The following is a 24,014-nucleotide window of genomic DNA, read 5'->3' on the forward strand; positions in this document are numbered from 1 at the left end:
GGCCGGAGATCTTCCGGCCTTGGCATGAGCATGCTCACGTACGGGGTCGAGCCCCCACAAGGGGCGAAAACCAGCCGCGCGCGGGGAGCGGCGCGGGGCCGGCACCGGCTGCGGGCCGACGGCTGCGGCCGGGCCCCGGGCGAGCGTGGCCCACTCGGGGCCCGGCCGTGGGCGAGCATGGCCCACCCGGGAGCCCGCGAACCCCCGGGGCGGCCCTCGGCGCAGCCGTGGGGGAGGCCGCCGCCCGAGGCCGCTCGGCCCGGCCGTTTCAGGCCTCGGCCGCCGCCGCCTCCCGGGCGTAGGTGACGGCCTGGAGGAGCGAGAGGGCCGGCTCGGCCCGGCGCAGCACCCCGATCGCCTCGGTGGAGTCGGCCGCTCCCTCGTACCCGACCGCCGTGAGCCGCTCACGGACCCACCGGGCCCGGAGCTCGTGCTCGGGCCGGTCGGCGTAGCGACCGACGAGAGCGAGGGCCCGCTCCAGGCCCGGCCGGTCGGCCGCCGGTGCCGCCGCCAGTTCCGCGCGCAGTGCGTCGCCGATGGCGGGGGCGTCCCGCAGGACGAGGACGGCGAGGTGTTTCTCGCTGAAGAGGCTCATGTCCGTACTCTTCTCCCCGGCCGACGCTCGCGGGCGGGAATTGAGCGACTTCTGAGGTACCCCGGAACGTGCGGGGAGGCACCCCGACTGACCGTATGCGCGTTCGGCGGACGGGCCTCGCGTGGCACATCTCACCCGCTGCGTCGGTGTATGCCCGTATTCCAAGCCGCACCAGGGGGCCGACCAGAGGTTCCCACGGCTCACCCGCCCGGCGGCATGGCGATGGAAGCCGCACCCGCCGGTCGGCGCAGCCCGGAGGAGACCGTCGGGCGGGAACTCCGGGCACGCCGGGAAACACGGCCGTAAGCTCGCGGACATGCAGGTCATCCAGTCCACGAAGCTCGCGAACGTCTGCTACGAGATCAGAGGCCCCGTGCTGGAGGAGGCGATGCGGCTGGAAACGGCCGGTCACCGCATCCTCAAGCTCAACACGGGCAACCCGGCGGCGTTCGGTTTCGAGTGCCCGCCCGAGATCCTCGAAGACATCCTGCGCAACCTCGCCGGGGCGCACGGGTACGGCGACGCGAAGGGCCTGCTGTCCGCGCGCCGGGGCGTGATGCAGCACTACCAGACCAAGGGCATCCCCCTGGAGGTCGAGGACGTCTACCTCGGCAACGGCGTCTCCGAGCTGATCCAGATGTCGATGCAGGCGCTGCTCGACGACGGCGACGAGGTCCTCGTACCGGCCCCCGACTACCCGCTCTGGACCGCTTCGGTCTCGCTGGCGGGAGGGACGGCGGTGCACTACCGCTGCGACGAGCAGGCCGACTGGATGCCGGACCTCGCCGACATCGAGCGGAAGATCACGGACCGCACCAAGGCCATCGTGATCATCAACCCGAACAACCCGACGGGCGCCGTCTACGACGACGAGATGCTGCGCGGACTGACGGAGATCGCACGGCGCCACAGCCTGGTGGTCTGTTCGGACGAGATCTACGACCGCATCCTCTACGACGGCGCCACCCACACGCCGACCGCCGCGATCGCCCCCGACCTGCTGGTCCTGACCTTCAACGGCCTGTCCAAGAACTACCGGGTGGCCGGATACCGCTCCGGGTGGCTGGCGGTCTGCGGGCCGAAGGAGCACGCCTCCTCGTACATCGAAGGGCTCACCGTCCTCGCCAACATGCGGCTCTGCGCCAACATGCCCGCGCAGCACGCGGTGGCGGCGGCGCTCGGCGGCCGGCAGTCGATCGACGATCTGGTGCTGCCGGGCGGCCGGATCCTGGAGCAGCGCGACGTGGCGTACGACCTGCTGACGCAGATCCCCGGGGTGAGCTGCGTGAAGCCGAAGGGCGCCCTCTATCTCTTCCCCCGGCTCGATCCGAAGGTCTACAAGATCAAGGACGATCGGCAGATGGTGCTGGACCTCCTGCGGGCCGAGAAGATCATGGTGGTGCAGGGCACCGGGTTCAACTGGCCGGACCCCGACCACTTCCGGGTGGTCACGCTGCCCCCGGTGGAGGAGCTGCGCGACGCCGTGACCCGGATCGCGCACTTCCTGGACGGCTACAGCCAGCCGTGAGCGGAGCCCGCCGGCGGACGCGTCCCCGGCGGGTGCGCCCCCCATGGCGCCCTCACGCCCAGCTTCAGCCACGCCGGCCGCAACCGCGCTCGTCGCATCAGGCGGTCGTCGCATGAGGCGGTCGTCGTGTCAGACGGTCGTCATGTCAGGCGGTCGGGACGTCAGACGGTCGGGACCAGGTGTTGCGCTGCGGCGTCCGCCAGCGCGGCGGCGTGCGCGTCCATCCGCTCCGCCGCGAGGATCGCCACGGCGGTGTCGGCGCGCGACGCCGCCACCACGAGCACCCGGCCCGCGAGGGCGTGGGCGCGGCGGTGCAGGGCGTCGGCCGGGGCGTCGATCAGCCCGGCATGACGGGCCGGGGGCGCGCCTCGCAGCCGTGACACCTGCTCGGCGATGCGCTCAGCTGCGGCGTCGAGCCCGAGTTCGTCGGTGACGGAGAGGAGCGCGGCGAGGTGACCGGCGAGCTGGATGTCCAGCTCCTCCTCGCGGCTGCGGTGCGGGAAGCCGGCGGTGTCGGTCGGCGTGTGGACCGACGGGGTGCGGATCGGCTCGTACATGGGTGGCCTCCAGGTTCTGCGAGAAGACCATCTTATCTTGGAATCAGTCTAAAGTTGTGCGGGATCCTGGAGAGGTTGCCGGGTCCGCCCCGACGAGGGCGGACCCGGGCGGAGGGCACCCGGCCGGTTCGCCGCGCACCCTCCCCCGTCACGCGTCCCCCGTCCCCCGTCCCCGTGTTCCGGGCAGCAGGACCTGCGGCTCAGACCGGCTTGCGCACGCGGATCGTGGCGGTGGCGGTACTGGCACCGTGGACGTCGTCGCCCGCGTAGCCGACCTCGTACACCACCTCTCCGTTGGTGCCGGGGACGTCGTCGACCGTGAAGGTGCCGTCCGCCGCGACGGACGCCGAGGTGAGGGCGTTGGTACCCCTCTTGTCGGTGCGCACCACGGAGAGCGTGAGGGAGGCGGGCAGGGCGCGCCCCTGCGCGGTGAGGGTCCCGGTGATCCGGAGGCCCACCCCCTTGGTGCCCTCCGCCGGAGCGCTCAGCGCGATCGAGGTCGGCGCTTTCGCCACCTCGGTCCGCAGGGAGACGTTCTCCGTGGGGCGGTGGGTCAGGTCGCCGGTGAACGAGACGGTGTAGGTGGCCGTGCCGACGACGGACGGCACGTCCAGCACGGTGAAGGTCCCGTCGGTGTCCACTTCGGCCGCGGCCAGCGTGCGGTCGCCGCCCGCGTCGTGGCGTACCGCCGTCACCTTGACGGGCCGGGCGGGCGCGGGCCCGTCGATCTCCAGCCGGCCCCGGATGCCGAGGGGCTCGCCGACGACGGGCTGCGCCGCGCTCGTGGAGAGCGCACCGGCGAAGCGGGTGTCGTACTGGGCGGCGGGCGGCTGGATGACGTGCAGCCAGTACTCCGCCCCGCTGCCGCCGTTGGTGACGGCGAAGAGGCGGGAGCCGTCCTCGGACCAGGCGAGACCGCGCGGGACGACCTTGTTCCCGTCGAGTTCGCCTTCGAAGGCGAACTCCAGCGGGGGCGTGGCGTCCGCGGGGTCGGCGGCCTGGACCACCAGGTCGGCGGTGGGACCGGTGGCGGCGGCTCCCCGCGCCACGTACTTCCCGTCGCGGCTGAAGGCCACCGCGCTGGCCACGGCGCCCGTGGGCAGCGGCTGGTAGCCGGTGGCCGCGTCCGCGAGGTCGTCCGCGCGCAGCAGCCGGGTGCCGGTACGGGCGTCCGCCACCGCGATCAGGCTGCCGTCGGCCGACTGGGCCACGTCCCTCACGTCGAGTCCGCCCTGGCCGGTGCTGTCGGCGAACCGGCGTTCGGCGTTGCGGACCAGGGTGGCGCCGCTCGCGTCGAAGACGGTGAGGAAGGGGTCGGTCACGGTGGTCGAGCGGGGCTGGGCCATGATCAGCCGGTCCGGGGTCTGCGGGGCACCGAAGAGCCGCAGTCTGCCGGGGGCGTTCCAGCCGGTGGTGACGGCGCGCCCGTCCGAGGTCCCGTAGAGGTGGTAGGGGCGGTTGTCGCAGTCGCTGGTGGTCGTCGCCTCGGTGTACCAGACCCGCCCGCCCGCGAAGGCGGCGTCCCTCGGGCAGTACACGTCGTACCCCCCGTAGATCCGGCCGGTCCGCGCGTAGGTGGCGGTGTCGAAGGAGATGAGGCCCGAGGTCTGGCCGACCTCCAGCGTCGAGCCGTCCGAGCTGAGCGCCAGCGTGGACGGCACGTTGTCCGTCGCCAGGGTGGTGACCTTCTCCCCCGCGAAGTCGTACACCTGGACCGCCCCCGTACCGGCGGTCCTGCGGTCGTCGCTGAGGTAGACGCGCTGGTGCGCCGAGTCGACGACCAGCGCCCCGAACGAGGTGATCGGCAACTTCGCCACCAACGCCCCCGCCGTGTCGGCCGCTTGGGCGGCGGGTGCGGCCGCCACGGCGAGCCCGGCGGTGCCGAGCGAGAGTGCGGTGACCGTGGCGGCGACCCGCAGACGGAGCCATGAGTTCTTCAACGTACTTCCCCCACAAGCGTGTTGATCCCCCGGGTGGCTCCCGGAGGCGTGCAGGAGGAGCGTAACCCCCGTGAACGGCTAAGGCGCAAGGGTTGACTGAAAACCGGCGTGTCACGCTAATGCGGCCGGCGGGCCCGAAAACGACGGCGGCCCCCGGAACCGCTCGGGGACGCTGTCGCGTCCCGCTCGGGTTCCGGGGGCCGTCCGGCGAGGGTGGGTCGTCACCCCAGGCGCTCGACCAACGCCCGGTACTCGTCCCACAGTTCCTTCGGTGTGTGGTCGCCGAAGGTGTTGAGGTGGTCGGGGACCAGCGCCGCCTCCTCGCGCCAGATCTCCTTGTCGACGGTGAGCAGGAGCTCCCACTCCGCCTCGGTGAGGTCCAGTCCGTCGGTGTCGATCGAGCCCTTCGCCGGCAGGATGCCGATCGGCGACCGGACGCCCTCGGCCCTGCCCTCCAGCCGCTCGACGATCCACTTCAGCACCCGGCTGTTCTCACCGAATCCGGGCCACACGAACCGGCCCGCGTCGTCCTTGCGGAACCAGTTCACGTAGTAGATCTTCGGCAGCTTCGACTGGTCCGGCTTGTCCGCGCCGACCTTGATCCAGTGGTTCATGTAGTCGCCCATGTTGTAGCCGCAGAACGGCAGCATGGCGAACGGGTCGCGGCGCAGCTCGCCGACCTTGCCCTCGGCGGCGGCCGTCTTCTCGGAGGCGACGTTGGCCCCGAGGAAGACACCGTGCTGCCAGGTGAAGGACTCGGTGACCAGCGGTACGGCGGTGGCGCGGCGGCCGCCGAAGAGGATGGCCGAGATCGGCACGCCCTTCGGGTCCTCCCACTCGGGGGCGATGATCGGGCACTGGCCGGCCGGGACGGTGAAGCGGGCGTTGGGGTGGGCGGCCGGGACACCGGACTCGGGCGTCCAGTCGTTGCCCTTCCAGTCGATGAGGTGCGCGGGCGGCTCCTCGGTCATGCCCTCCCACCAGACGTCGCCGTCGTCGGTGAGCGCGACGTTGGTGAAGACGGAGTTGCCCCACATGGTCTTCATGGCGTTGGCGTTGGTGTGCTCGCCGGTTCCGGGCGCGACGCCGAAGAACCCCGCCTCGGGGTTGATCGCGTACAGGCGGCCGTCCTCGCCGAACCGCATCCAGGCGATGTCGTCGCCGATGGTCTCGACGCCCCAGCCGGAGATGGTGGGTTCCAGCATCGCGAGGTTGGTCTTGCCGCAGGCGCTCGGGAACGCGGCGGCGATGTACCTGGGGGCCTCCGACTCCCCTGCCGGCGGGGTGAGTTTGAGGATCAGCATGTGCTCGGCGAGCCAGCCCTCGTCACGTGCCATGACCGAGGCGATGCGCAGCGCGTAGCACTTCTTGCCCAGCAGTGCGTTGCCGCCGTAGCCGGAGCCGTACGACCAGATCTCGCGGTCCTCGGGGAAGTGCGAGATGTACTTGGTGGAGTTGCACGGCCACGGCACGTCCTGCTCCCCCTCCGCGAGCGGGGCGCCGAGGGTGTGCACGGCCTTGACGAAGAAGCCGTCGGTGCCGAGTTCGTCCAGGACCTCCTGCCCCATCCGCGTCATGGTGCGCATGGAGACGGCGACGTACGCGGAGTCGGTGAGCTCCACGCCGATCGCGGAGAGCGGGGAGCCGACCGGGCCCATGCAGAAGGGCACGACGTAGAGGGTGCGCCCCCGCATCGAGCCGCGGAAGACGCCCTTCTCGCCGGAGAAGATCTCCCGCATCTCGGCGGGCGCCTTCCAGTGGTTGGTCGGGCCCGCGTCCTCCTCCTTCTCGGAGCAGATGAAGGTGCGGTCCTCCACGCGGGCGACGTCGCTCGGGTCGGAGGCGGCGTAGTAGGAGTTCGGGCGCAGCGTCGCGTCCAGCTTCGTGAAGGTGCCCTTGTCGACGAGCTCCTGGCACAGCCGCTCGTACTCGGCTTCGGAGCCGTCGCACCAGACCACACGGTCCGGCTGGGTGAGAGCCGCGATCTCGTCGACCCAGGAGACGAGCTCCTGGTGCCGGGTGGGAAGGGGGGAGGGAGCCGCGATGTCGCGCGCCACGATCGCTCCTTGTCGAGGGTGGGATTCCGTTGATGCCCCGTGGGGGCTTCGACCCGGACGCTTCGACTGCGTCATCCCTGGCGCTCATCCGGTGCCGACCGCACTCATTTGATCATCCGACGCTACCGCCCATCTGTCCAGAGGGCCTCACATGTGAGCATGGCCACTCGGAGAGTGAGCACGGGTCGTGCGGAGAACGGGTAACGACAGCCCTTACGGAGGCGTAGGTAGCATGCGTCCATGACTGCTGCCGGTGCGTCCGCACCCGAAACCGCCGCCCCGGCCGCCGCGCCGCTCAAGCCGCGGATGCGCGGCTGGCTGCACGCGGGCATGTTCCCCCCGGTGGTCATCGCCGGCCTGGCACTCGTCCTGCTCGCGGACGGCACCCGGGCGCGGGCCGCCTGCGCGGTGTACGCCCTCAGCGCCTGTCTGCTCTTCGGAGTGAGCGGGATCTACCACCGGGGTACGTGGGGCCCGCGGGGCGAGGCGGTACTCCGGCGGCTCGACCACGCGAACATCTTCCTGATCATCGCGGGCACCTACACGCCGCTGATGCTCCTCCTGCTGCCGGACTCCACCGGGCGGCCGATGCTCTGGGCGGTCTGGGCGGCGGCGCTGGCAGGCGTCGCGTTCCGGGTGTTCTGGGTCGGCGCCCCCCGCTGGCTCTACACGCCCTGCTACATCGCGATGGGCTGGGCCGCGGTCTTCTTTCTGCCGGACTTCATGCGGGCCGGCGGCGTCGCCGTGCTGGTCCTGGTCGTCGTCGGCGGTCTGCTCTACAGCGCGGGCGGCGTGATCTACGGTCTCAAGCGCCCCAACCCGTCACCGAGGTTCTTCGGCTTCCACGAGGTCTTCCACTCGCTGACCCTCGCCGCCTTCACCGCGCACTACGTGGCCATCTCGCTCGTCGCCTACCAGCACGACTGAGCGGTCGGACCCCTCGCTTTCCGCGCCCTCCCCGGTGGCCGCTGCCGGCAAGCAGCGGCCACCGGGGGGACAGGACCTCAGCCGCCCAGCCTCCGGCCCAGCTCCCGGGCGTCCGTCGTCGGGGTCTCGCAGACGAAGTGGCGGCAGACGTACGCGGTCGGCTCGCCGCCCACCAGCGCCCGGTCCACCAGCAGCGGGAATTCCCCGCCCCCCGGCTCCCCCGCCGCGACCACCGCCCCGGGCGCCCGTCCCAGCAGCGCCGTACGGTGCAGCTCGCCGCCGACCGGACCGGCGACCGCCACCTCACGGGGCCCGTCGAGCAGCGCCTCGGCGGCGGCCAGCCCCCAGCCCACGAACCGGGGGGCGCGCGGACCGAGCGCCTTCACCACCCCGAGCGCGCCTTCGGCCGCCGTGCGGTGCGCCTCCGAGCCGGTGTGCGCCGCGTACGACAGCAGGGCGCCGGCCGCCGCCGTCCAGCCGGACGGGGTGGCGTTGTCGGTGGGGTCCTGCGGACGGCGGATCAGTTTCTCGGCGTCGTCCGCCGTGTCGTACAGCTGCCCGCCCTCCCCCGCGAACCGGGTCAGCACCACGTCGAGCAGCAAGCCGGCGAACTCCAGCCACACCCCCTCGCCGGTCACCGATGCCAGCGCGAGGAACCCCTCGGCGACGTCCGCGTAGTCCTCCAGCACCCCGCTGTTCTCCCCGGCCCGCCCCTCCATGGAGGTACGGGCGAGGCGGCCGTTCTCGCCGAGGTGGACCCGTACCAGCAGATCGGCGGCCTCGGTGGCCCGCTCGACCAGGTCCGGGCGGTCGAAGTAGGCGCCGGTCTCGGCCAGCGCCGCGACGGCCAGGCCGTTCCAGGCGGCGACCACCTTGTCGTCCCGCCCCGGACGGGGCCGCAGCTCGCGGGCGGCCAGCAGCCGGGCCCGTACGGAGGCGATCCGCTCGGCGTCCTCGCCAGCGGCCCCGTCGCCGGTATCGCCGGACCCGCTGTCGGTCCCCTCGCCGGCGTCGAGCCGGAGCACCGAGGAACCTTCCTCGAAGGTGCCCGCCTCGGTCACCCCGAAGCGGGCCGCCGCGAAGGCGCCGTCCTCCTCGCCGAGCACCTCGCGCAGCTGCGCGGGCGTCCAGACGTAGAAGGCGCCCTCCACGTGACGGCCCTCGGCGTCCTCGCTGTCGGCGTCGAGCGCGGAGGCGAAGCCACCCTCCGCCGTCCGCAGCTCCCGGACCAGGAAGTCGGCCGTCTCCAGCGCCACCCGCCGGGCCAGGTCCGACCCGGTCGACCGCCACAGATGCGCGTACACGCGACAGAGCAGCGCGTTGTCGTAGAGCATCTTCTCGAAGTGCGGAACGGTCCATTCCGCATCGACCGCGTACCGGGCGAACCCGCCGCCGAGCTGGTCGTAGATGCCGCCCCTGGCCATCGCCGCACAACTGCTCACCGCCATCCGCAGGGCCTCTTCCGAGCCGGTACGGGCGTGGTGCCGCAGCAGGAACTCGATCACCATCGACGGCGGGAACTTCGGCGCACCGCCGAACCCGCCGCGGGCGTCGTCGTGGTCCCGGGTCAGCCCGGCCAGTGCCCTGGCGAGGTCCGACTCGTCCGGGACCCCCTGCCCGCCGTGCGCCAGCGACCGCCCGGCGAGGTCCGCCACGATGTGCCCCGCCACCTCGGCGACCTCCTCGCGCCGGTCCGTCCACGCGGCCGACACCCCGTCCAGCACCTGCCGGAACGACGGCATCCCGTGCCGGGCCTCGGGCGGGAAGTACGTGCCGAAGTAGAACGGCTCGCCGTCCGCCGTCAGGAACACGGTCATCGGCCAGCCGCCCTGCCCGGTCGCCGCCTGCACCGCCTCCATGTACACGGCGTCCACGTCCGGCCGCTCCTCCCGGTCCACCTTCACCGGGACGAAGTGCTCGTTGAGACGGGCGGCGAGCGTCTCGTCATCGAAGGACTCGTGAGCCATCACGTGGCACCAGTGGCAACTGGCGTACCCGACGCTCAGCAGGACGGGTACGTCCCGGCGCCTGGCCTCTTCGAACGCCTCGGGCGACCAGGGCCACCAGTCGACCGGGTTGTCCGCGTGCTGGAGGAGGTACGGGGAGGTGGTGTGCGCGAGTCGGTTGGCCATGCCCCAATCCTCGCGCACCGGAAGTGACGGACGGGGGACGGGCTCACCGGGGGCGGAGGTTCGAAGCGCCACCGGGGATCCGGACCGACCCCGCGCTCCGCACCCCGGCCCGGAGAATTCCATGATCGGCTGAGCCGTGTCCGCGCTGCTGTCCACGCTTGCGGCACCTGCTGGCGGACGCCCCACTCATCCGTCGGCCCTGGTGTGCGGCCGGGGGGCGGCGTGGGCCGGGGTGCGGTGTGCTCGGTCTGCGAGAAAGGCACCTTCGCCGCGAACACGGCAGACGACGAGGTAGCCCAGCCGGCCACCGAGAGTCATCGCGGTCCGCGTGGAGATCCCTTCCTCCGGATCGGCCGCGCATCGACCAGGGCCACCGGTCGACCGGGCCTCCGCGCGACTGCGCGCCCCGCGCCGGAGTGCCGTGGCGCGGGGCGGGTCGGGGCGCCGGCCGGAGGAGGGACGGCGCCCGGGGTGCTACTTGCCGCGGGCCGCGGCGGAGGTGCCGACGTCGGCGCCGGGGGTTTCGGTGTCCTCCGGGGACTCCTGGAAGTTCACCCTGCCCATGTGGCGGTTCATCGACTTCATCAGCAGCCACACGCCGACCGCGAGCGCGGCGAAGACGAGGAAGCCGAGGACGCCGGGGGTCACCTTGTTCTTGTCGAGCTCGTCGGCGGCCAGCGGGACGAGGTGCGTCAGTGCCTGGGTCGAGTACATATCAGGCATTGTCGCGGATGCCCGCGAAGAGGTCGCTCTCGGGGAGGGAGGTATCGACTCCGGACTTCACGAGCTCGTACTCCTCGGTCGGCCAGACCTCCTTCTGGAGGTCCATCGGCACGCGGAACCAGCCGCCCTCGGGGTCGATCTGCGTGGCGTGCGCGATGAGCGCCCGGTCCCGCACCTCGAAGAAGTCCGCGCACGGGATGTGCGTGGTCAGGGTGCGCTCGGCGTGGTCCCGCTCGTCCCAGCGCTTCAGCCAGTCGCCGTACGGGGACTCCAGGCCACGGGCGAGGAGCGCCTCGTGCAGGGCGACGGTGCGGGGCTTGTTGAAGCCCTGGTTGTAGTAGAGCTTCTGCGGCCTGTACACGGGACCGAACCGGTCCTCGGGGAAGCGCTCCTTGTCGTCCGCACCGTCGAACGCGATCATCGTGATCGTGTGCGTCATGATGTGGTCGGGGTGCGGGTAGCCGCCGTTCTCGTCGTACGTGGTGATGACCTGCGGGCGGAACGCGCGGATCTTGGCGACGAGGCGTCCGGCGGCGGTCTCCGGGTCCTCCAGGGCGAAGCAGCCCTCGGGGAGCGGGGGCAGCGGGTCGCCCTCGGGGAGGCCGGAGTCGACGAAGCCGAGCCACTCCTGCTCGACGCCGAGGATCGCGCGGGCCTCGTCCATCTCCTTCCTGCGCACCTCGTGGATGTTCTCCTCGATGTACGCGTCACCCTGGAGCCGGGGATTGAGGATGGAGCCACGTTCGCCGCCGGTGCAGGTGACGACCATGACGTCCACCCCCTCGGACACGTACTTGGCCATGGTGGCCGCGCCCTTGCTCGACTCGTCGTCGGGGTGGGCGTGGACGGCCATCAGGCGCAGCTGTTCGGTCAAGACTCGATCCTCAGTTATTCGTCGCGATGGGCAACTCCTATAGTGACCGAACGGGAAGGTGGAAAATTCCTCGGTTCCCGGCTCAGGAGGAACGATCATGACCACGGTGCGCGAGGCCACACCCGAGGGCCGGTACGGCCGGAACCGGGATGAGCGCGCCGACCGCAAGCTCAAGGTGATCGGCGGCGTCCTGGGCGCGGCCCTGGTCGGTGTGATCGTCTGGATCGGTGTGGACTACGTCGGTGGCACGGACATCAGCGCCGAACTGATCAAGTCGAAGATCGTCTCCGACGAGCGGGCCGAGGCCCACCTCGAAGTGCGCAAGGAGAAGGACGCCGGCGGTTTCTGCACGGTGCGCGCGCTGGACGCGGAGGGTGGCGAGGTCGCCCGCAAGGACTTCCGGTTCGACCAGCCCGAGGACCGCGTCGACGAGGTCGTGGTGCTGCGCACGACGTCCCGCGCGAGCGCGGTGGAGCTGCTGGGCTGCACGGGCGGCGGCTCGGCCGGCTGAGCCCGGTGGGGCGCGGGGCCGGTCGGCCCCCGCGGGTCCGGAGGGACCGTACGGTCCGCCACGCTTCCATCGGCGACGAGTAACCTTCTCCCCCTTTGCCCGGGAAATTGTTAGGCTCGTGGTTTCGCCCACCCGTTGGGGAACAAGCTCCCGGGTAGGGCGATGCTTTGTATTCCCAGTACCGACGAGGAGCACCCTGTGACCCAGACCAGCGAAAACGTCACCTGGCTCACGCAGGAGGCGTACAACCAGCTCAAGGCCGAGCTGGATTACCTGTCTGGTCCCGCGCGCACGGAGATCTCCGTCAAGATCGCGGCGGCCCGTGAGGAGGGCGACCTCCGCGAGAACGGCGGGTACCACGCGGCCAAGGAGGAGCAGGGCAAGATGGAGCTCCGGGTGCGCCAGCTCACCCAGCTCCTGGAGCACGCGAAGGTCGGCGAGGCGCCCGCCGACGACGGCGTGGTCGAGCCCGGCATGGTCGTGACGATCGCCTTCGACGGCGACGAAGACGACACGCTGACGTTCCTGCTCGCCTCCCGCGAGTACGCCAGCTCGGAGATCGAGACGTACTCGCCGCAGTCGCCGCTCGGCCGCGGTGTCGACGGCAAGCGCACCGGCGACGACGCGGAGTACGAGCTGCCCAACGGCAAGAAGGCCTCGGTGAAGATCCTCTCGGCCAAGCCGTACACCGGCTGAGCCACCGGCCACCGCGCACACGGCACGCGAGAGCCCCGGCCGCCCGGATCCCCCCACGGGGACGATCCGGGCGGCCGGGGCCTTTTCGCGTGCCGCACGGGCCTTGTGTGCCGCACGTGCGTGCCCCGATCCGGAGGCAAGCCCGCGCGCCCCGGCTGGGGCGCGGCTCAGCCGGAGGCGGAGCGGTACTTCCGGACGGCGAGGGTGCGGAAGACCAGCAGGATGAGGACGGACCAGATCACCGACGCCCAGACGGGGTGCTGCATCGGCCAGGCGTCCGGGGTGACGAAGCCGGGCGGGAGGTTGCCGAAGAGTTCGCGGCAGGCCTGCACGGTCGCGCTGAAGGGGTTCCACTCGGCGATGTACCGCAGGAAGGTCGGCATCTGGTTGGCGTCCACGAAGGCGTTCGAGATGAACGTGAGCGGGAAGAGCCAGATCAGCCCGCCGGAGGTGGCCGCCTCGGGGGTGCGCACGGTCAGCCCGATGAGGGCGCCGATCCAGGAGAAGGCGTAACCGAGCAGCAGGAGCAGGACGAAGCCGAAGAGGACCTTGCCGATGTTCTCGTGGGTGCGCCAGCCGACGATCAGCGCCACGATCGCGAGCACCACCAGGGTGAGGGCGGTCTGCACGAGGTCGGCGATGGTCCGCCCGGTGAGGACCGCGCCCCGTGCCATCGGCAGGGAGCGGAACCGGTCGATCAGCCCTTTGTGCATGTCGTCCGCGATGCCCGCGCCGGCGCCCGCCGTGGCGAAGGTGACCGTCTGGGCGAAGATGCCGGCCATGAGGTACTCGCGGTAGGCCTGTTCGGAGATGGTGCTACCGACCTGGATCGATCCGCCGAAGACGTACGTGAAGAGGACCACGAACATGATCGGCTGGACCAGTCCGAAGATGACCATCTCGGGGATGCGGGTCATCCGGATCAGGTTGCGCTTGGCGATGACGAGGGAGTCGCCGACGGACTGGACGATGCCGCCGGCGGGGCGGGGCGCCAGGGTCCGGACCTCTTCCGTGCCGGTGGTCACCGCGGGTCCTCCTTCGTCGTGTTCACGGCGGGCCCCGTGCCGGACGCCCCGGCCGTCGAACCGCCTTCTCGGTGGGGCGCACGGTCCTCGCCGTGCGCGCCGTTGCCCTCGGCCGCGCTCTCGGCGACGTGGCCGGTGAGCGAGATGAAGACGTCGTCCAGGGTGGGACGGCGCAACCCGATGTCGTCGATCTCCACGCCCCGGCCGTCGAGGTCGCGGATGACCTCGGCCAGGAGTTTGGCCCCGCCGGTGACCGGGACGGTCAGTTTGCGGGTGTGCCGGGCGACGGTGACCTCGCCCTTGCCGAAGCGGGTGAGCACCTCGCGGGCCGGTTCGATCTCGTCGGGGCGGTGGACGACGACCTCGACGCGCTCGCCGCCGGTACGTGCCTTGAGCTGGTCCGACGTACCGCGGGCGATGACCTTGCCGTGGTCGATGACGCAGATGTCGTGGGCGAGGTGGTCGGCCTCTTCGAGGTACTGCGTGGTGAGCAGCAGTGTCGTTCCGCCACCGACCAGCTCCTCGATGACCTCCCAGAGCTGCTGGCGGTTGCGGGGGTCGAGCCCGGTGGTCGGTTCGTCCATGAACATGACCGGGGGCTGCACGACGAGCGCCGCCGCGAGGTCGAGCCGGCGCCGCATGCCGCCGGAGTACGTCTTGGCGGGCCGGTCGGCCGCGTCGGCGAGGTGGAACCGCTCCAGCAGCTCCGTCGCCCGCCGCTTCGCGTCGCGGGCCCGCATCTGGTAGAGCCGGGCGACCATCTGGAGGTTCTCCCGGCCGGTCAGGTACTCGTCGACCGCCGCGAACTGGCCGGAGAGCCCGATGGACCGGCGTACCTCGTTGGGCTTGGCGAGCACGTCGATGCCTGCCACGACGGCCCGTCCGCTGTCGGGCCGCAACAGGGTGGTGAGGACCCGCACCGCGGTCGTCTTGCCGGCGCCATTGGGTCCGAGGAGGCCGAGAACGGTCCCTTCTGGGACGTCGAGATCGACGCCGTCCAGCGCTCGTACGTCGCCGAAGGTCTTCACCAGACCCTCGGCATGGATCGCACCTGGCACAGGGCATACCCCCGGTTCGCTGTCGGACGGAACTGTTGCCCGTTCGGGTGACTCCTGTGCGAATCCTAGGGAAGCGAGGGGCCGAAGGGGTGCCGGAACACGATTCCCGGTCTCCGTTTTCGGGCTGCCTCCACCGGGCCGGCGGTCCTCAGTCGACGATGAGGTGGCCCGCACCGCGCAGGACGGCGGCGACCTCCTCGCAGTGCTCCGGGCCCTTGGTCTCCAGGTGCAGTTCGACCTCCGCCTCGGAGAGGCCGAGACGGGGCTCGGTCCGTACGTGGCTGATGTCGAGCACGTTCGCGTCGGACTCCGACAGGGTGGCGAGCAGCGCGGCCAGGGCCCCGGGCCGGTCGACGATCCGCACCCGGAGGCTGAGGTAGCGGCCGGCGGCGGCCAGGCCGTGGCGGAGGATGCGCTGCATGAGCAGCGGGTCGACGTTGCCGCCGGAGAGCACGGCGACGACGGGCCCCCGGAAGGACTCCGGGTCGCTGAGCAGGGCGGCGACCGGGCTGGCACCCGCCGGTTCGACGACCAGTTTGGCCCGCTCCAGGCAGAGCAGCAGGGCGCTGGAGAGTTCGTCCTCGGTGACCGTGCGGACCTCGTCGACCAGCTCCTCGATCAGGCGGAACGGTACGTCGCCGGGGCGGCCGACCTTGATGCCGTCGGCCATCGTGTGCGGCGCCGTCTCCAGGGCGACCGGGTACCCGGCGGCCAGCGAGGGCGGGTACGCGGCGGCGCCCGCCGCCTGCACGCCGATGATCCTCACGTCGGGGCGCAGCGCCTTGACCGCGACGGCGATGCCCGCCGCGAGCCCGCCCCCGCCGATGCCGACGACGATGGTGCGTACCTCGGGGCACTGTTCGAGGATCTCCAGGCCGACGGTGCCCTGGCCCGCGATGATGTCCGGGTGGTCGAAGGGGTGGATGAAGACCGCCCCGGCCCGTTCCGCGTACTCCTGGGCGGCGGCGAGCGTCTCGTCGACGACCTGGCCGTGCAGCCGGACCTCGGCCCCGTACTCGCGGGTCGCCGCGATCTTGGGGAGGGGTGCGCCGACCGGCATGAAGACCGTGGAGCGTACGCCGAGCAGCGAAGAGGCGAGTGCCACACCCTGCGCATGGTTTCCGGCGCTGGCGGCCACGACGCCGCCGGCCCGTTCCTCCGGCGTGAGGCCGGCGATGCGCACGTAGGCGCCGCGCAGTTTGAAGGAGCCGGTGCGCTGGAGGTTCTCGCACTTGAACTGGACCGGCGCGCCGACGAGCTCCGAAAGGTGGCGGCTGCCCTCCATCGCGGTCGTTCTGGCCACGCCCGACAGTATTTTCTGGGCGCCCCGGACGTCGTCGAGGATCAGGGGCGAGGGGGGGACCGACGTACCGAAGCTCATGGACGCCAGTCTCGCAGCTCGTCGGAGCGGCGTCCGCCCGGTGGTCGCGCCGGCCTCGCGGCCGCGCGGGCACGGTGCCCGGGTTTGCCCACCCGGGACACACCCGGTCGCGTCGCCGCGTACTCTGTCCCCCACCCATCCGCACCGCACGAAGAGAGCTATTGGCCATGCCCCCTCAGGACATGACGAATGCTGCGTCTCCCTCGGGGGAGGACGTCGCCCCGCCGCGGGGATCCGAGCCCGTCGTTCTCGACGCTCTCCAGCACCAGGTGGCGGTCTTCGCCCGGCGTGCCGAGCAGACCCGTCTCGGTGGTCTCGGCAAGGTGCGCAACTCGATGGACCGGGCCGCCTACCTGCTGCTGAACCGGCTGGACCGGGAGGGCCCGATGGGCGTGAAGGCGCTGGCCGCGGGCATGGGGATCGACTCCTCGACGGTGACCCGTCAGGTGGCCCCGCTGGTGGACACCGGCCTGGTCAAGCGGACCTCGCACCCGGAGGACGGCAGGGCCGTCGTGCTCCAGCTCTCGCCCCGGGGCCAGTCCCGACTCGACGAGGTGCGCGCCTCCCGCCGCGATCTGATGTCGCAGGTCACGGAGGAGTGGAGCGAGGAGGAACGGGACGTCTTCTGCACCCTGCTGACCCGCTTCAACGACGCTCTCGCGGTGCGCCAGGCCGCTTACCAGCAGCAGGGCGACTGAGCGAGAACTACCCTGGAAGGGCTGGCCCACGTGGACGACGAGGAGGCCGTCATGACCAGGAAAGTCGCCGACTGCCGGAAGTATCCGAGTGTGTCGGGCTGCACGCTGACCATCTCCGGCGAGGAGGAAGAGGTCGTCCGCGCGGCGGCCGAGCACGCCGTCTCGGTGCACGAGCACACGGACGGCCCCGACCTGCGTGAGCAGGTCAGGGCGTCGCTGGAGGACGAGAAGGCGGCCGTCTGAGACGTCCGGGGCGCCCCACGCCCCGGACCCGCGCGCCTGACCCTCGCTTCGGCGCGTGACCCGCGCTTCGGCGCGTGACCCGCACCCGCCGGTTCCCTGACCACGACCCCGCCGCCCGCGGAAGACCGGCGGCGGGGCGCCGCGTCAGCCGAGCGCCTGGGTGAGGTCGGCCAGCAGGTCGTCGCCGTTCTCGATGCCGACGGAGAGCCGCACCAGGTCGCCCGGCACCTCCAGCGGGGAGCCGGCGGCGGAGGCGTGCGTCATCCGCCCCGGGTGCTCCAGCAGCGACTCGACCCCGCCGAGCGACTCGCCGAGCGTGAACAGCCGGGCCCGGTCGCAGACTTCGACGGCCGCCTCCTCGCCGCCGCGCACCCGGAAGGAGACCATGCCGCCGAACGCCCGCATCTGCTTGGCCGCGACCTCGTGGCCCGGGTGGTCCGGCAGCCCCGGGTAGAGGACGTGCGTCACAGCGGGGTGTCGGGTGAGGAGTTCGGCGATCCGGCCGGCGTTCTCCGTGTGCCGGTCCATGCGGACGGCGAGGGTCTTGATGCCCCGCAGCACCAGCCAGGCGTCGAACGGTCCGGCCACCGCGCCCATCGCGTTCTGGTGGAACGCCAACTCCTCGGCGAGACCGGGGTCGTCGACGATCAGCGCACCGCCGACCACGTCGGAGTGGCCGCCCATGTACTTGGTGGTGGAGTGCACCACGACGTCCGCGCCGAGCGCCAACGGCTGCTGGAGGTAAGGACTGGCGAAGGTGTTGTCGACGACCAGCCGGGCGCCGGCCTGGCGGGCCACGCCCGCGACGGCCGCGATGTCGGTGATGCCGAGCAGCGGGTTGGACGGCGTCTCGACCCAGACCACCTTGGTGCGCGGGGTGAGCGCGGCGCGTACCGCGGCGACGTCCGAGGTGTCGGCCACAGAGAACTCCACGCCCCAGCGGGAGGCCACCTTGGCGAACAGCCGGAAGGTGCCGCCGTAGGCGTCGTCGGGGATCACCACATGGTCGCCGGGGGTGAGCAGCGTACGGAGCAGGCAGTCCTCGGCGGCGAGTCCGGAGGCGAAGGCCAGTCCCCGGCGCCCGCCCTCCAGCGCCGCGAGGTTCTCCTCGAGGGCGGTGCGCGTCGGGTTGGCGCTGCGGCTGTACTCGTAGCCACCCCGCAGTCCGCCCACGCCGTCCTGCTTGTACGTGGACACCTGGTAGATGGGCGGGACGACGGCGCCGGTGAGCGGATCGGCGGTGTTTCCCGCGTGGATCGCGAGGGTCTCGAAGCTGTGCTGGTCGGTCATGAGGCCCGAGCGTAGTTCGTCCCGAGGGCCCGCACCGGACGCTGGGCCGTACGGGGACAATGGGTCCATGGAGATTCTGTGGTTCCTGCTCGTGCTCTGCATGATCACGGCGGTACTCGTACCGTTCCTGCGAGGCCGCCGGGGCGGTGGTGTCCGGCTCGCGATGCCCGGTTCGCCCGACGCCGCCGACCCGGAGACGTACGGCTTCGTGCGCCAGGAGTTGCTGGACGTACGGCTACCGGGCCCGGACCAGGACCTGGTGGACGTGCTGCACGTCGTGCAGGCCACCCAGGAGTGGCGCGCGGCGGCCCAACTGCTCGCCGGTACGCCCCAGGAGGGCGAGCTGCGGTGGCAGCGGGTACAGGCGTTCGCCGGGGCGGCCTCGCTCGAACTCGCCGCCCGGCCGGGCGTCGGCGGTGGGTGGCTGCGCGCCTGGCGCGCGGATGCGCCGGGGGACGCCGGCGCGGCGGCGGCGCACGCGGAGTTCCTGGTGCAGCAGGCGTGGCGCTCCTCCGCCGTGGGGAGTGAGGACTTCCGGATCCTGCTGGACGAGGCGCGCACGGTGGCGGGCGAGGCGGCGGCGCTCGCTCCCCACGACCCCGCTCCCTACGTCACGCAGCTGGCCGTGGCGCGCGGACTGGGGTACGCCCCCGAGGAGTTCGACCGGCTCTGGGCGGAGATCATCGACCGCGCCCCGGCCCACTTCGGGGCGCACCTGGCGGCGCTGCACTACTGGTCCTCGAAGTGGCACGGTTCGCGCGAACTCGCCGACCGGTTCGCCACCTCCGCCGCGGCCCGCGCCCCGCACGGCTCGCTCCTCGCCGCACTGCCGCTCTTCTCGCTCTACGACAACCTGCCCGAGGTGAACCTGACGCCGGACTTCTACCGGAGCGCGGCGGTCACCAAGGCCGTCGAGGGCGCGATGTTCGCCGTCCACGCGGCCCGGCAGGACGACCCGATGCTCGCCCACGTCCGGCATCTGCTGGTGCTCTTCCTGGTCCGGATGGAGCGCTGGGCCGAGGCGATGCACCAGTTCGTCCACATCGACGGGTACGTCGGGGCGCTGCCCTGGACCGAGGACTCCGACCCCGCCGCCGAGTACGCGATCTACCGGGCGCTCGCGGTGGCCGGGTACGAGGCGAACGGCGGCAGCCCGGCGCGACTGCTCGGGTAGGCGGTACCGGGGGGAACGGCATCCGGCCCCTCGCGGAATGCGGGGCGGTGCGGAGATGTTGTCCCGGTACCGCCCCGTAGAAGGAGGACCGATCATGCTGTTCGGCCGTACACCCGTGCTCCCCTCCCCCGAGCAGGCCCTCAAGGGCAGCCCGACCCCGACGTTCACGGTGCCCGACCGTCACATCGTGCTCGGCAACCCGCTGCTGGGGCCGTACCCGGAGGGCCTGGAGGTCGCCGACTTCGCGCTGGGCTGTTTCTGGGGTGCCGAGCGCAAGTTCTGGCAGACGGAGGGCGTCTGGACGACGCTCGTCGGCTACCAGGGCGGCTACACCGAGAACCCCACGTACGAGGAGACCTGCTCCGGCCGGACCGGTCACACGGAGGCCGTCCGGGTCGTCTTCGACCCCGAGGTCGTGGCGTACTCGGAGCTGCTGAAGCTGTTCTGGGAGTCGCACAACCCGACCCAGGGCTTCCGCCAGGGCAATGACGTCGGTACGCAGTACCGCTCGGCGCTCTACACGCACTCCGCCGAGCAGGCCGAGGCCGCCGCCGCGTCCCGCGAGGCGTACCAGAAGGTCCTGACCGGTTCGGGGTACGGCGAGATCACCACGGAGATCCTGCCCGCCGAGGGCCGCACCTTCTGGCCGGCCGAGGCGTACCACCAGCAGTACCTGGAGAAGAACCCGGGCGGTTACTGCGGCATCGGCGGTACGGGCGTCTCCTGCCCGATCGGCGTGGCACCCGCCCAGAGCTGATCCGGGAGCCCGGCCGGGACCGGGACCGGGTGTCCCGGGCCGCCGGCCCGGACGCGGCCGTACGTCCCGACGGGGGGCGCCCACCACGGGCGCCCCCCGTCGGCGTCCCGGCTCGGGCGTCCCGGGTCAGGCGTCGGTGAGCACCGCGAGGCCCGCGACCAGCCCGGCGAGGGCCAGGCCCGCCAGCAGGCAGACGAGCAGCACCAGCCAGCCGGTCAGGAGGGAGACCAGCGCGACTCCTCGACCACTGCCGCCGAGTCGCTTGCCCCGGTAGCGGCCGATGTGCCCGGCGGTGATGGCGATCAGCGCGCACAGCGTCGCGAGGGTGACGAAGACGGCCGGGTTGATCAGGGCGATGCCGGTGGCGAAGTTCCCCAGGGCGCCGACGGCGCCCAGCGCGAAGAAGCCGCTGACCTGGGCCGCCCGGTTCCTCGGCGCGGGGGCCCGCGCCGGGTCCGGCGGCCGCGCCGGCCCGTCGGCCGCGCCCGGGGCGTGCCCGCCGGCCGTCGTCGGTGTGCCGTCCGTACCGCTCATGCGCGCGTCCCCCGTCTGGCTGTCTGCCGTCTCGGCAGGGGATCCTACGGTGGTGTGCGCGGCAGGTGCGCCGTCAGGCGGCCAGCCTCACCTGGGCGCGGGGCGCGTCACCGCCCGGGGAACGCGTGACCGGGTGGAAGCCGGCGGGACGGGCCAGCTCCGCGGCCGCCCGGCCGAGTACGTCCGCGAGGCGGAGCCCCAGGGCGTGGGAGGCGGCGGCGAGGACTTCCGAGGACGCCTCCTTGCGGCCCCGCTCCAGCTCGGAGAGGTACCCGAACGAGATTCGGGCGGCGTCCGCGACGTCCTTCAACGTCCGCCTCTGGGCGAGGCGTTCGCGGTGCAGGATCGCGCCGACGAGGTCCCGCAGCAGGGGCTCCCGGGACGGCTGCGGCACGGGACCCGGCGTCGCGGGGAACGGCCGCAGGGGTATCACCCGGGCGCCGCCCGCCGGACCGGAGGCCGCCGGTCCGGGGGCCGCCGGACCGGGGGCGGACAGCCGGGGGGCCGACGGACCGGCGGTCCGGTGGCCGGTGGCGTACGGGCTGGTGTCCCTCGCTCGGATCGTCATGACCGCAAGCCTAGGAGCGACGCCGTACCCGTGGGGCGTACGGCGCTGTGCCCTCGGCGGATCCGCTGAGGGAGAAACCGCGCAACCCCGCGGGGCCGGCGCCGCCCGCGCCCGGTGCGGTCGCGGCGCCACCCCCTCCCCGGGCCGGTTCCGGCCCGGGGAGGGCCCGGGGACGGCCCCGGCTCGGGGAGGGCCCGGGGACGGCCCCGGCTCGGGGAGGCCCTCCGTCAGATGAGGCCCTGGGCCAGCATCGCCTCGGCGACCAGTTCGAAGCCGGCGATGTTGGCGCCGACCACGTAGTTGCCGGGGCTGCCGTAGCGCTCGGCGGTGGTGTGGCAGGAGTCGTGGATGTGCCGCATGATCTCCTCCAACCGCGCCTCGGTGTGGGCGAAGCTCCACGAGTCGCGGGAAGCGTTCTGCTGCATCTCCAGCGCGCTGGTGGCCACGCCGCCGGCGTTCGCCGCCTTGCCGGGGGCGAACGCGACGCCCGCCTCCTGGAAGACGCGGACGGCCCCGGGGGAAGTCGGCATGTTGGCGCCCTCGGCGACCGCCTTGACGCCGTTGCGCACCAGCGCGAGGGCGTCCTCCTCGTCCAGTTCGTTCTGGGTGGCGCAGGGCAGTGCCACGTCCACCGGTACGGTCCACGGCCCCTTGCCCGGCACGAACGTGGCGGAACCCCCGCGCCGTTCGGCGTAGTCGGAGACCCGGCCCCGGTCCCGCTCCTTGATCTCCTTGAGCAGGCCGAGGTCGATGCCCTTCTCGTCGACGACGTGGCCGCCGGAGTCGGAGCAGGTGACGACGGTGGCGCCGAGCTGCTGGGCCTTCTCGATGGCGTAGACGGCGACGTTGCCGGAGCCGGAGACGGCGATGCGCCGGCCCTCCAGCGACTCGCCCCGCACGCGCAGCATCTCGGAGGTGAACATGACGCAGCCGTAGCCGGTGGCCTCGGTGCGCGCCTGCGCGCCGCCCCAGCCGAGGCCCTTGCCGGTGAGGACGCCCGACTCGTAGCGGTTGGTGATCCGCTTGTACTGGCCGAAGAGGTAGCCGATCTCGCGGCCGCCGACGCCGATGTCACCGGCGGGGACGTCGGTGTACTCCCCCAGGTGGCGGTGGAGCTCGGTCATGAAGGACTGGCAGAAGCGCATGATCTCGGCGTCCGACCGGCCCTTGGGGTCGAAGTCGGCGCCGCCCTTGCCGCCGCCGATCGGCATGCCGGTGAGGGCGTTCTTGAAGATCTGCTCGAAGCCGAGGAACTTGACGATGCCGAGGTTGACCGAGGGGTGGAAGCGCAGCCCGCCCTTGTACGGGCCGAGCGAGCTGGAGAACTCGACGCGGAAGCCGCGGTTCACGTGGATGTCGCCGTTGTCGTCCGACCACGGCACGCGGAAGATGAGCTGGCGCTCCGGCTCGCACAGCCGCTCGACGATCCGGGCGTCGACGAACTCGGGACGCGCGGCGAGCACCGGGCCGAGGGTCTCCAGGACCTCACGGACGGCCTGGTGGAACTCCGTCTCGCCCTGGTTGCGCCGGAGGACCTCGGCGTAGAGCGGCTCGATGACGCGGCTCTCGGCCGTCGACGCGTTCGCGGATGCAGCGGATCCGGTGGATACCGACATCTGATCAAGACCTTCCGTGGAGCAGTGGCGGACACGGGCGCGCCCGTCCCGGGAGCGCGGCCGGCCCCCGCCGCCCCGCACGGGCGCGGTCGCGGTGCGCGGGACGGCGGGAACCGGTGTACGGACCAAGTGTCGTCCCGGCGGACGCGCCTCCTCCGGATCATCCACAGAGTGGACGCCGCAGGGCGGTCACGCCGTCCGGACCGGGCCGCCGAACGGCCGTACGACCGCGGAGGACCGCGGGCTTCCGGGCCGCCGCACCCCACCCCGGCGTGCCCGGAACCACCGCGGGCCCCCTCCCGCACGCGGCAGCAACCCGCCTGCGCGAACGCGCCGGCCACCCGGGGGCGGTCGGCGCGTTCGTGCTGCGGGACGTGGGGAGCGGGAATTGTCGTGTTGCGGGGAGCGGGAATCAGGGAGCGGGGAGCGGATCGGTGGCCGGGGGTTCAGGCGGAGGCGTTCTCCGTGACGGTGACCTTGCCCTTGCGGATGGTGGCGAGGCGCGGGGCCTTGCGGGCGAGGGCGCTGTCGTGGGTGACCATGACGAAGGTCAGCCCCAGCTCCTTCCAGAGCCCTTCGAGCAGCGTCATGATCTCGTCGCGCATCGACTCGTCGAGGTTGCCGGTGGGCTCGTCGGCGAGGAGCACCTTGGGCTTCTTGACCAGCGCGCGGGCGATGGCGACGCGCTGCTGCTGCCCACCGGACATCTCGCTCGGCAGGTGGGAGGGGCGGTCGCCGAGGCCGACCGATTCCAGCGCCTCGACGGCCCGCTCGCGGCGGAGCTTGGCGCCGATGCCGAGCGGGACCAGGGCCGTCTCGACGTTCTCCGCTGCGGTGAGCGTCGGGATCAGGTTGAAGCTCTGGAAGACGAAGCCGATGGACTCGGCCCGGACCTTGGTGAGCTTGGCTTCGGAGAGTCTGGCGAGGTCGACGCCGTCGAGCTCGACGGTGCCCTCGGTCGGCCGGTCGAGACCGCCGAGCATCTGGAGGAGGGTGGACTTGCCCCCGCCGGTGGGGCCCTGGATGACGAGGCGACCGCCGTCCTCGATGGTCAGGTCGACCCCGGCGAGGGCGTCGACCTTGGTCTTTCCCCGCAGGTAGCGCTTGGTGACGCCACTGAGCTGATACAC

At 72.2% G+C, this 24,014-nt stretch carries 23 protein-coding genes; 8 read left to right on the forward strand and 15 right to left on the reverse strand.

All coding sequences use genetic code 11. The features are described from left to right. Window positions 1-268: 268 nt before the first annotated feature. Entirely contained in the window at window positions 269-595 is a 327-nt protein-coding gene (locus PZB77_RS10715; protein WP_275492343.1) for a hypothetical protein, read from the reverse strand. Between the two features lie 316 nt (window positions 596-911). Between PZB77_RS10715 and PZB77_RS10720 the strand changes: the two genes are divergently transcribed. After that, window positions 912-2,123: a pyridoxal phosphate-dependent aminotransferase gene (locus tag PZB77_RS10720; protein WP_275492344.1), complete on the forward strand. Its 1,212-nt coding sequence runs from the start codon at window positions 912-914 to the stop codon at window positions 2,121-2,123. Window positions 2,124-2,284: 161 nt separating this feature from the next. On the opposite strand, the gene PZB77_RS10725 is transcribed toward PZB77_RS10720, so the two are convergent. The 3 genes from PZB77_RS10725 to PZB77_RS10735 all read right to left on the reverse strand — a co-directional run bounded on the left by PZB77_RS10725 (window position 2,285) and on the right by PZB77_RS10735 (window position 6,677). Next, on the reverse strand, window positions 2,285-2,680 hold the full coding sequence (locus PZB77_RS10725; protein WP_275492345.1) for a hypothetical protein: 396 nt from the start codon (window positions 2,678-2,680) through the stop codon (window positions 2,285-2,287). A gap of 200 nt (window positions 2,681-2,880) precedes the next feature. After that, window positions 2,881-4,620 carry an Ig-like domain repeat protein gene (locus PZB77_RS10730; RefSeq protein ID WP_275492346.1) on the reverse strand — a complete coding sequence of 580 codons (1,740 nt, stop codon included), beginning with the start codon at window positions 4,618-4,620 and terminating at the stop codon, window positions 2,881-2,883. 221 nt (window positions 4,621-4,841) lie between these two features. Then, on the reverse strand, window positions 4,842-6,677 hold the full coding sequence (locus tag PZB77_RS10735; protein ID WP_275492347.1) for a phosphoenolpyruvate carboxykinase (GTP): 1,836 nt from the start codon (window positions 6,675-6,677) through the stop codon (window positions 4,842-4,844). Between the two features lie 240 nt (window positions 6,678-6,917). Here PZB77_RS10735 and PZB77_RS10740 point away from each other — a divergent pair, with 240 nt between their 5' ends. Beyond that, window positions 6,918-7,604, forward strand: a complete 687-nt coding sequence (locus tag PZB77_RS10740; RefSeq protein WP_275492348.1) for a hemolysin III family protein — start codon at window positions 6,918-6,920, stop codon at window positions 7,602-7,604. Window positions 7,605-7,681: 77 nt separating this feature from the next. Here PZB77_RS10740 and PZB77_RS10745 read toward each other — a convergent pair whose 3' ends face one another. The 3 genes from PZB77_RS10745 to mca form a co-directional block, all read right to left on the reverse strand. Further along, a complete protein-coding gene (locus PZB77_RS10745) occupies window positions 7,682-9,736 on the reverse strand; it encodes a thioredoxin domain-containing protein (RefSeq protein ID WP_275492349.1) in 2,055 nt (684 codons plus the stop codon). 474 nt (window positions 9,737-10,210) lie between these two features. Then, entirely contained in the window at window positions 10,211-10,450 is a 240-nt protein-coding gene (locus PZB77_RS10750; RefSeq protein ID WP_275492350.1) for a hypothetical protein, read from the reverse strand. A 1-nt stretch (window position 10,451) separates the two neighbouring features. Continuing rightward, the gene (mca, locus tag PZB77_RS10755; protein WP_275492351.1) at window positions 10,452-11,333 is read right to left on the reverse strand and encodes a mycothiol conjugate amidase Mca; all 882 of its coding nucleotides are present in this window, start codon (window positions 11,331-11,333) and stop codon (window positions 10,452-10,454) included. A 97-nt stretch (window positions 11,334-11,430) separates the two neighbouring features. On the opposite strand from mca, the gene PZB77_RS10760 reads away from it, so the two are divergent. Together PZB77_RS10760 and greA are read left to right on the forward strand one after the other, a co-directional pair. Continuing rightward, window positions 11,431-11,844: a DUF4307 domain-containing protein gene (locus PZB77_RS10760; protein ID WP_275492352.1), complete on the forward strand. Its 414-nt coding sequence runs from the start codon at window positions 11,431-11,433 to the stop codon at window positions 11,842-11,844. 198 nt (window positions 11,845-12,042) lie between these two features. Continuing rightward, window positions 12,043-12,540, forward strand: coding sequence for a transcription elongation factor GreA (gene greA, locus PZB77_RS10765; RefSeq protein WP_275492353.1), 498 nt, complete (start codon window positions 12,043-12,045; stop codon window positions 12,538-12,540). Window positions 12,541-12,707: 167 nt separating this feature from the next. Here the strand turns inward: greA and PZB77_RS10770 are convergent, their stop codons facing one another. The 3 genes from PZB77_RS10770 to ilvA form a co-directional block, all read right to left on the reverse strand. Continuing rightward, window positions 12,708-13,565 (reverse strand): ABC transporter permease, encoded by an 858-nt coding sequence (locus tag PZB77_RS10770; protein WP_275492354.1) that lies wholly within the window; start codon window positions 13,563-13,565, stop codon window positions 12,708-12,710. After that, on the reverse strand, window positions 13,562-14,623 hold the full coding sequence (locus tag PZB77_RS10775; protein WP_275492355.1) for an ATP-binding cassette domain-containing protein: 1,062 nt from the start codon (window positions 14,621-14,623) through the stop codon (window positions 13,562-13,564). The genes PZB77_RS10770 and PZB77_RS10775 overlap by 4 nt, the downstream gene beginning before the upstream one ends. Window positions 14,624-14,771: 148 nt before the next feature. Then, window positions 14,772-16,004, reverse strand: coding sequence for a threonine ammonia-lyase (gene ilvA, locus PZB77_RS10780; protein ID WP_275492356.1), 1,233 nt, complete (start codon window positions 16,002-16,004; stop codon window positions 14,772-14,774). Between the two features lie 167 nt (window positions 16,005-16,171). On the opposite strand from ilvA, the gene PZB77_RS10785 reads away from it, so the two are divergent. Then, on the forward strand, window positions 16,172-16,702 hold the full coding sequence (locus PZB77_RS10785; RefSeq protein WP_275492357.1) for a MarR family transcriptional regulator: 531 nt from the start codon (window positions 16,172-16,174) through the stop codon (window positions 16,700-16,702). 51 nt (window positions 16,703-16,753) lie between these two features. Continuing rightward, window positions 16,754-16,945, forward strand: coding sequence for a DUF1059 domain-containing protein (locus PZB77_RS10790; protein ID WP_275492358.1), 192 nt, complete (start codon window positions 16,754-16,756; stop codon window positions 16,943-16,945). Between the two features lie 144 nt (window positions 16,946-17,089). On the opposite strand, the gene PZB77_RS10795 is transcribed toward PZB77_RS10790, so the two are convergent. Further along, window positions 17,090-18,235, reverse strand: coding sequence for a cystathionine gamma-synthase (locus PZB77_RS10795; RefSeq protein ID WP_275492359.1), 1,146 nt, complete (start codon window positions 18,233-18,235; stop codon window positions 17,090-17,092). A 67-nt stretch (window positions 18,236-18,302) separates the two neighbouring features. Here PZB77_RS10795 and PZB77_RS10800 point away from each other — a divergent pair, with 67 nt between their 5' ends. After that, on the forward strand, window positions 18,303-19,409 hold the full coding sequence (locus PZB77_RS10800; protein WP_275492360.1) for a hypothetical protein: 1,107 nt from the start codon (window positions 18,303-18,305) through the stop codon (window positions 19,407-19,409). A gap of 91 nt (window positions 19,410-19,500) precedes the next feature. Then, on the forward strand, window positions 19,501-20,166 hold the full coding sequence (msrA, locus tag PZB77_RS10805) for a peptide-methionine (S)-S-oxide reductase MsrA (RefSeq protein ID WP_275496005.1): 666 nt from the start codon (window positions 19,501-19,503) through the stop codon (window positions 20,164-20,166). A 126-nt stretch (window positions 20,167-20,292) separates the two neighbouring features. Here the strand turns inward: msrA and PZB77_RS10810 are convergent, their stop codons facing one another. From PZB77_RS10810 to PZB77_RS10825, 4 genes are all read right to left on the reverse strand, one after another. Further along, the gene (locus PZB77_RS10810; RefSeq protein WP_275492361.1) at window positions 20,293-20,700 is read right to left on the reverse strand and encodes a DUF4190 domain-containing protein; all 408 of its coding nucleotides are present in this window, start codon (window positions 20,698-20,700) and stop codon (window positions 20,293-20,295) included. 73 nt (window positions 20,701-20,773) lie between these two features. Beyond that, window positions 20,774-21,268 carry a helix-turn-helix transcriptional regulator gene (locus PZB77_RS10815; protein ID WP_275492362.1) on the reverse strand — a complete coding sequence of 165 codons (495 nt, stop codon included), beginning with the start codon at window positions 21,266-21,268 and terminating at the stop codon, window positions 20,774-20,776. A gap of 227 nt (window positions 21,269-21,495) precedes the next feature. After that, window positions 21,496-22,884 (reverse strand): NADP-specific glutamate dehydrogenase, encoded by a 1,389-nt coding sequence (gdhA, locus tag PZB77_RS10820; protein ID WP_275492363.1) that lies wholly within the window; start codon window positions 22,882-22,884, stop codon window positions 21,496-21,498. 446 nt (window positions 22,885-23,330) lie between these two features. Further along, window positions 23,331-24,014: an ABC transporter ATP-binding protein gene (locus tag PZB77_RS10825; RefSeq protein WP_275492364.1), complete on the reverse strand. Its 684-nt coding sequence runs from the start codon at window positions 24,012-24,014 to the stop codon at window positions 23,331-23,333.

This window comes from Streptomyces sp. AM 2-1-1, from assembly GCF_029167645.1.
GTDB lineage: Bacteria > Actinomycetota > Actinomycetes > Streptomycetales > Streptomycetaceae > Streptomyces.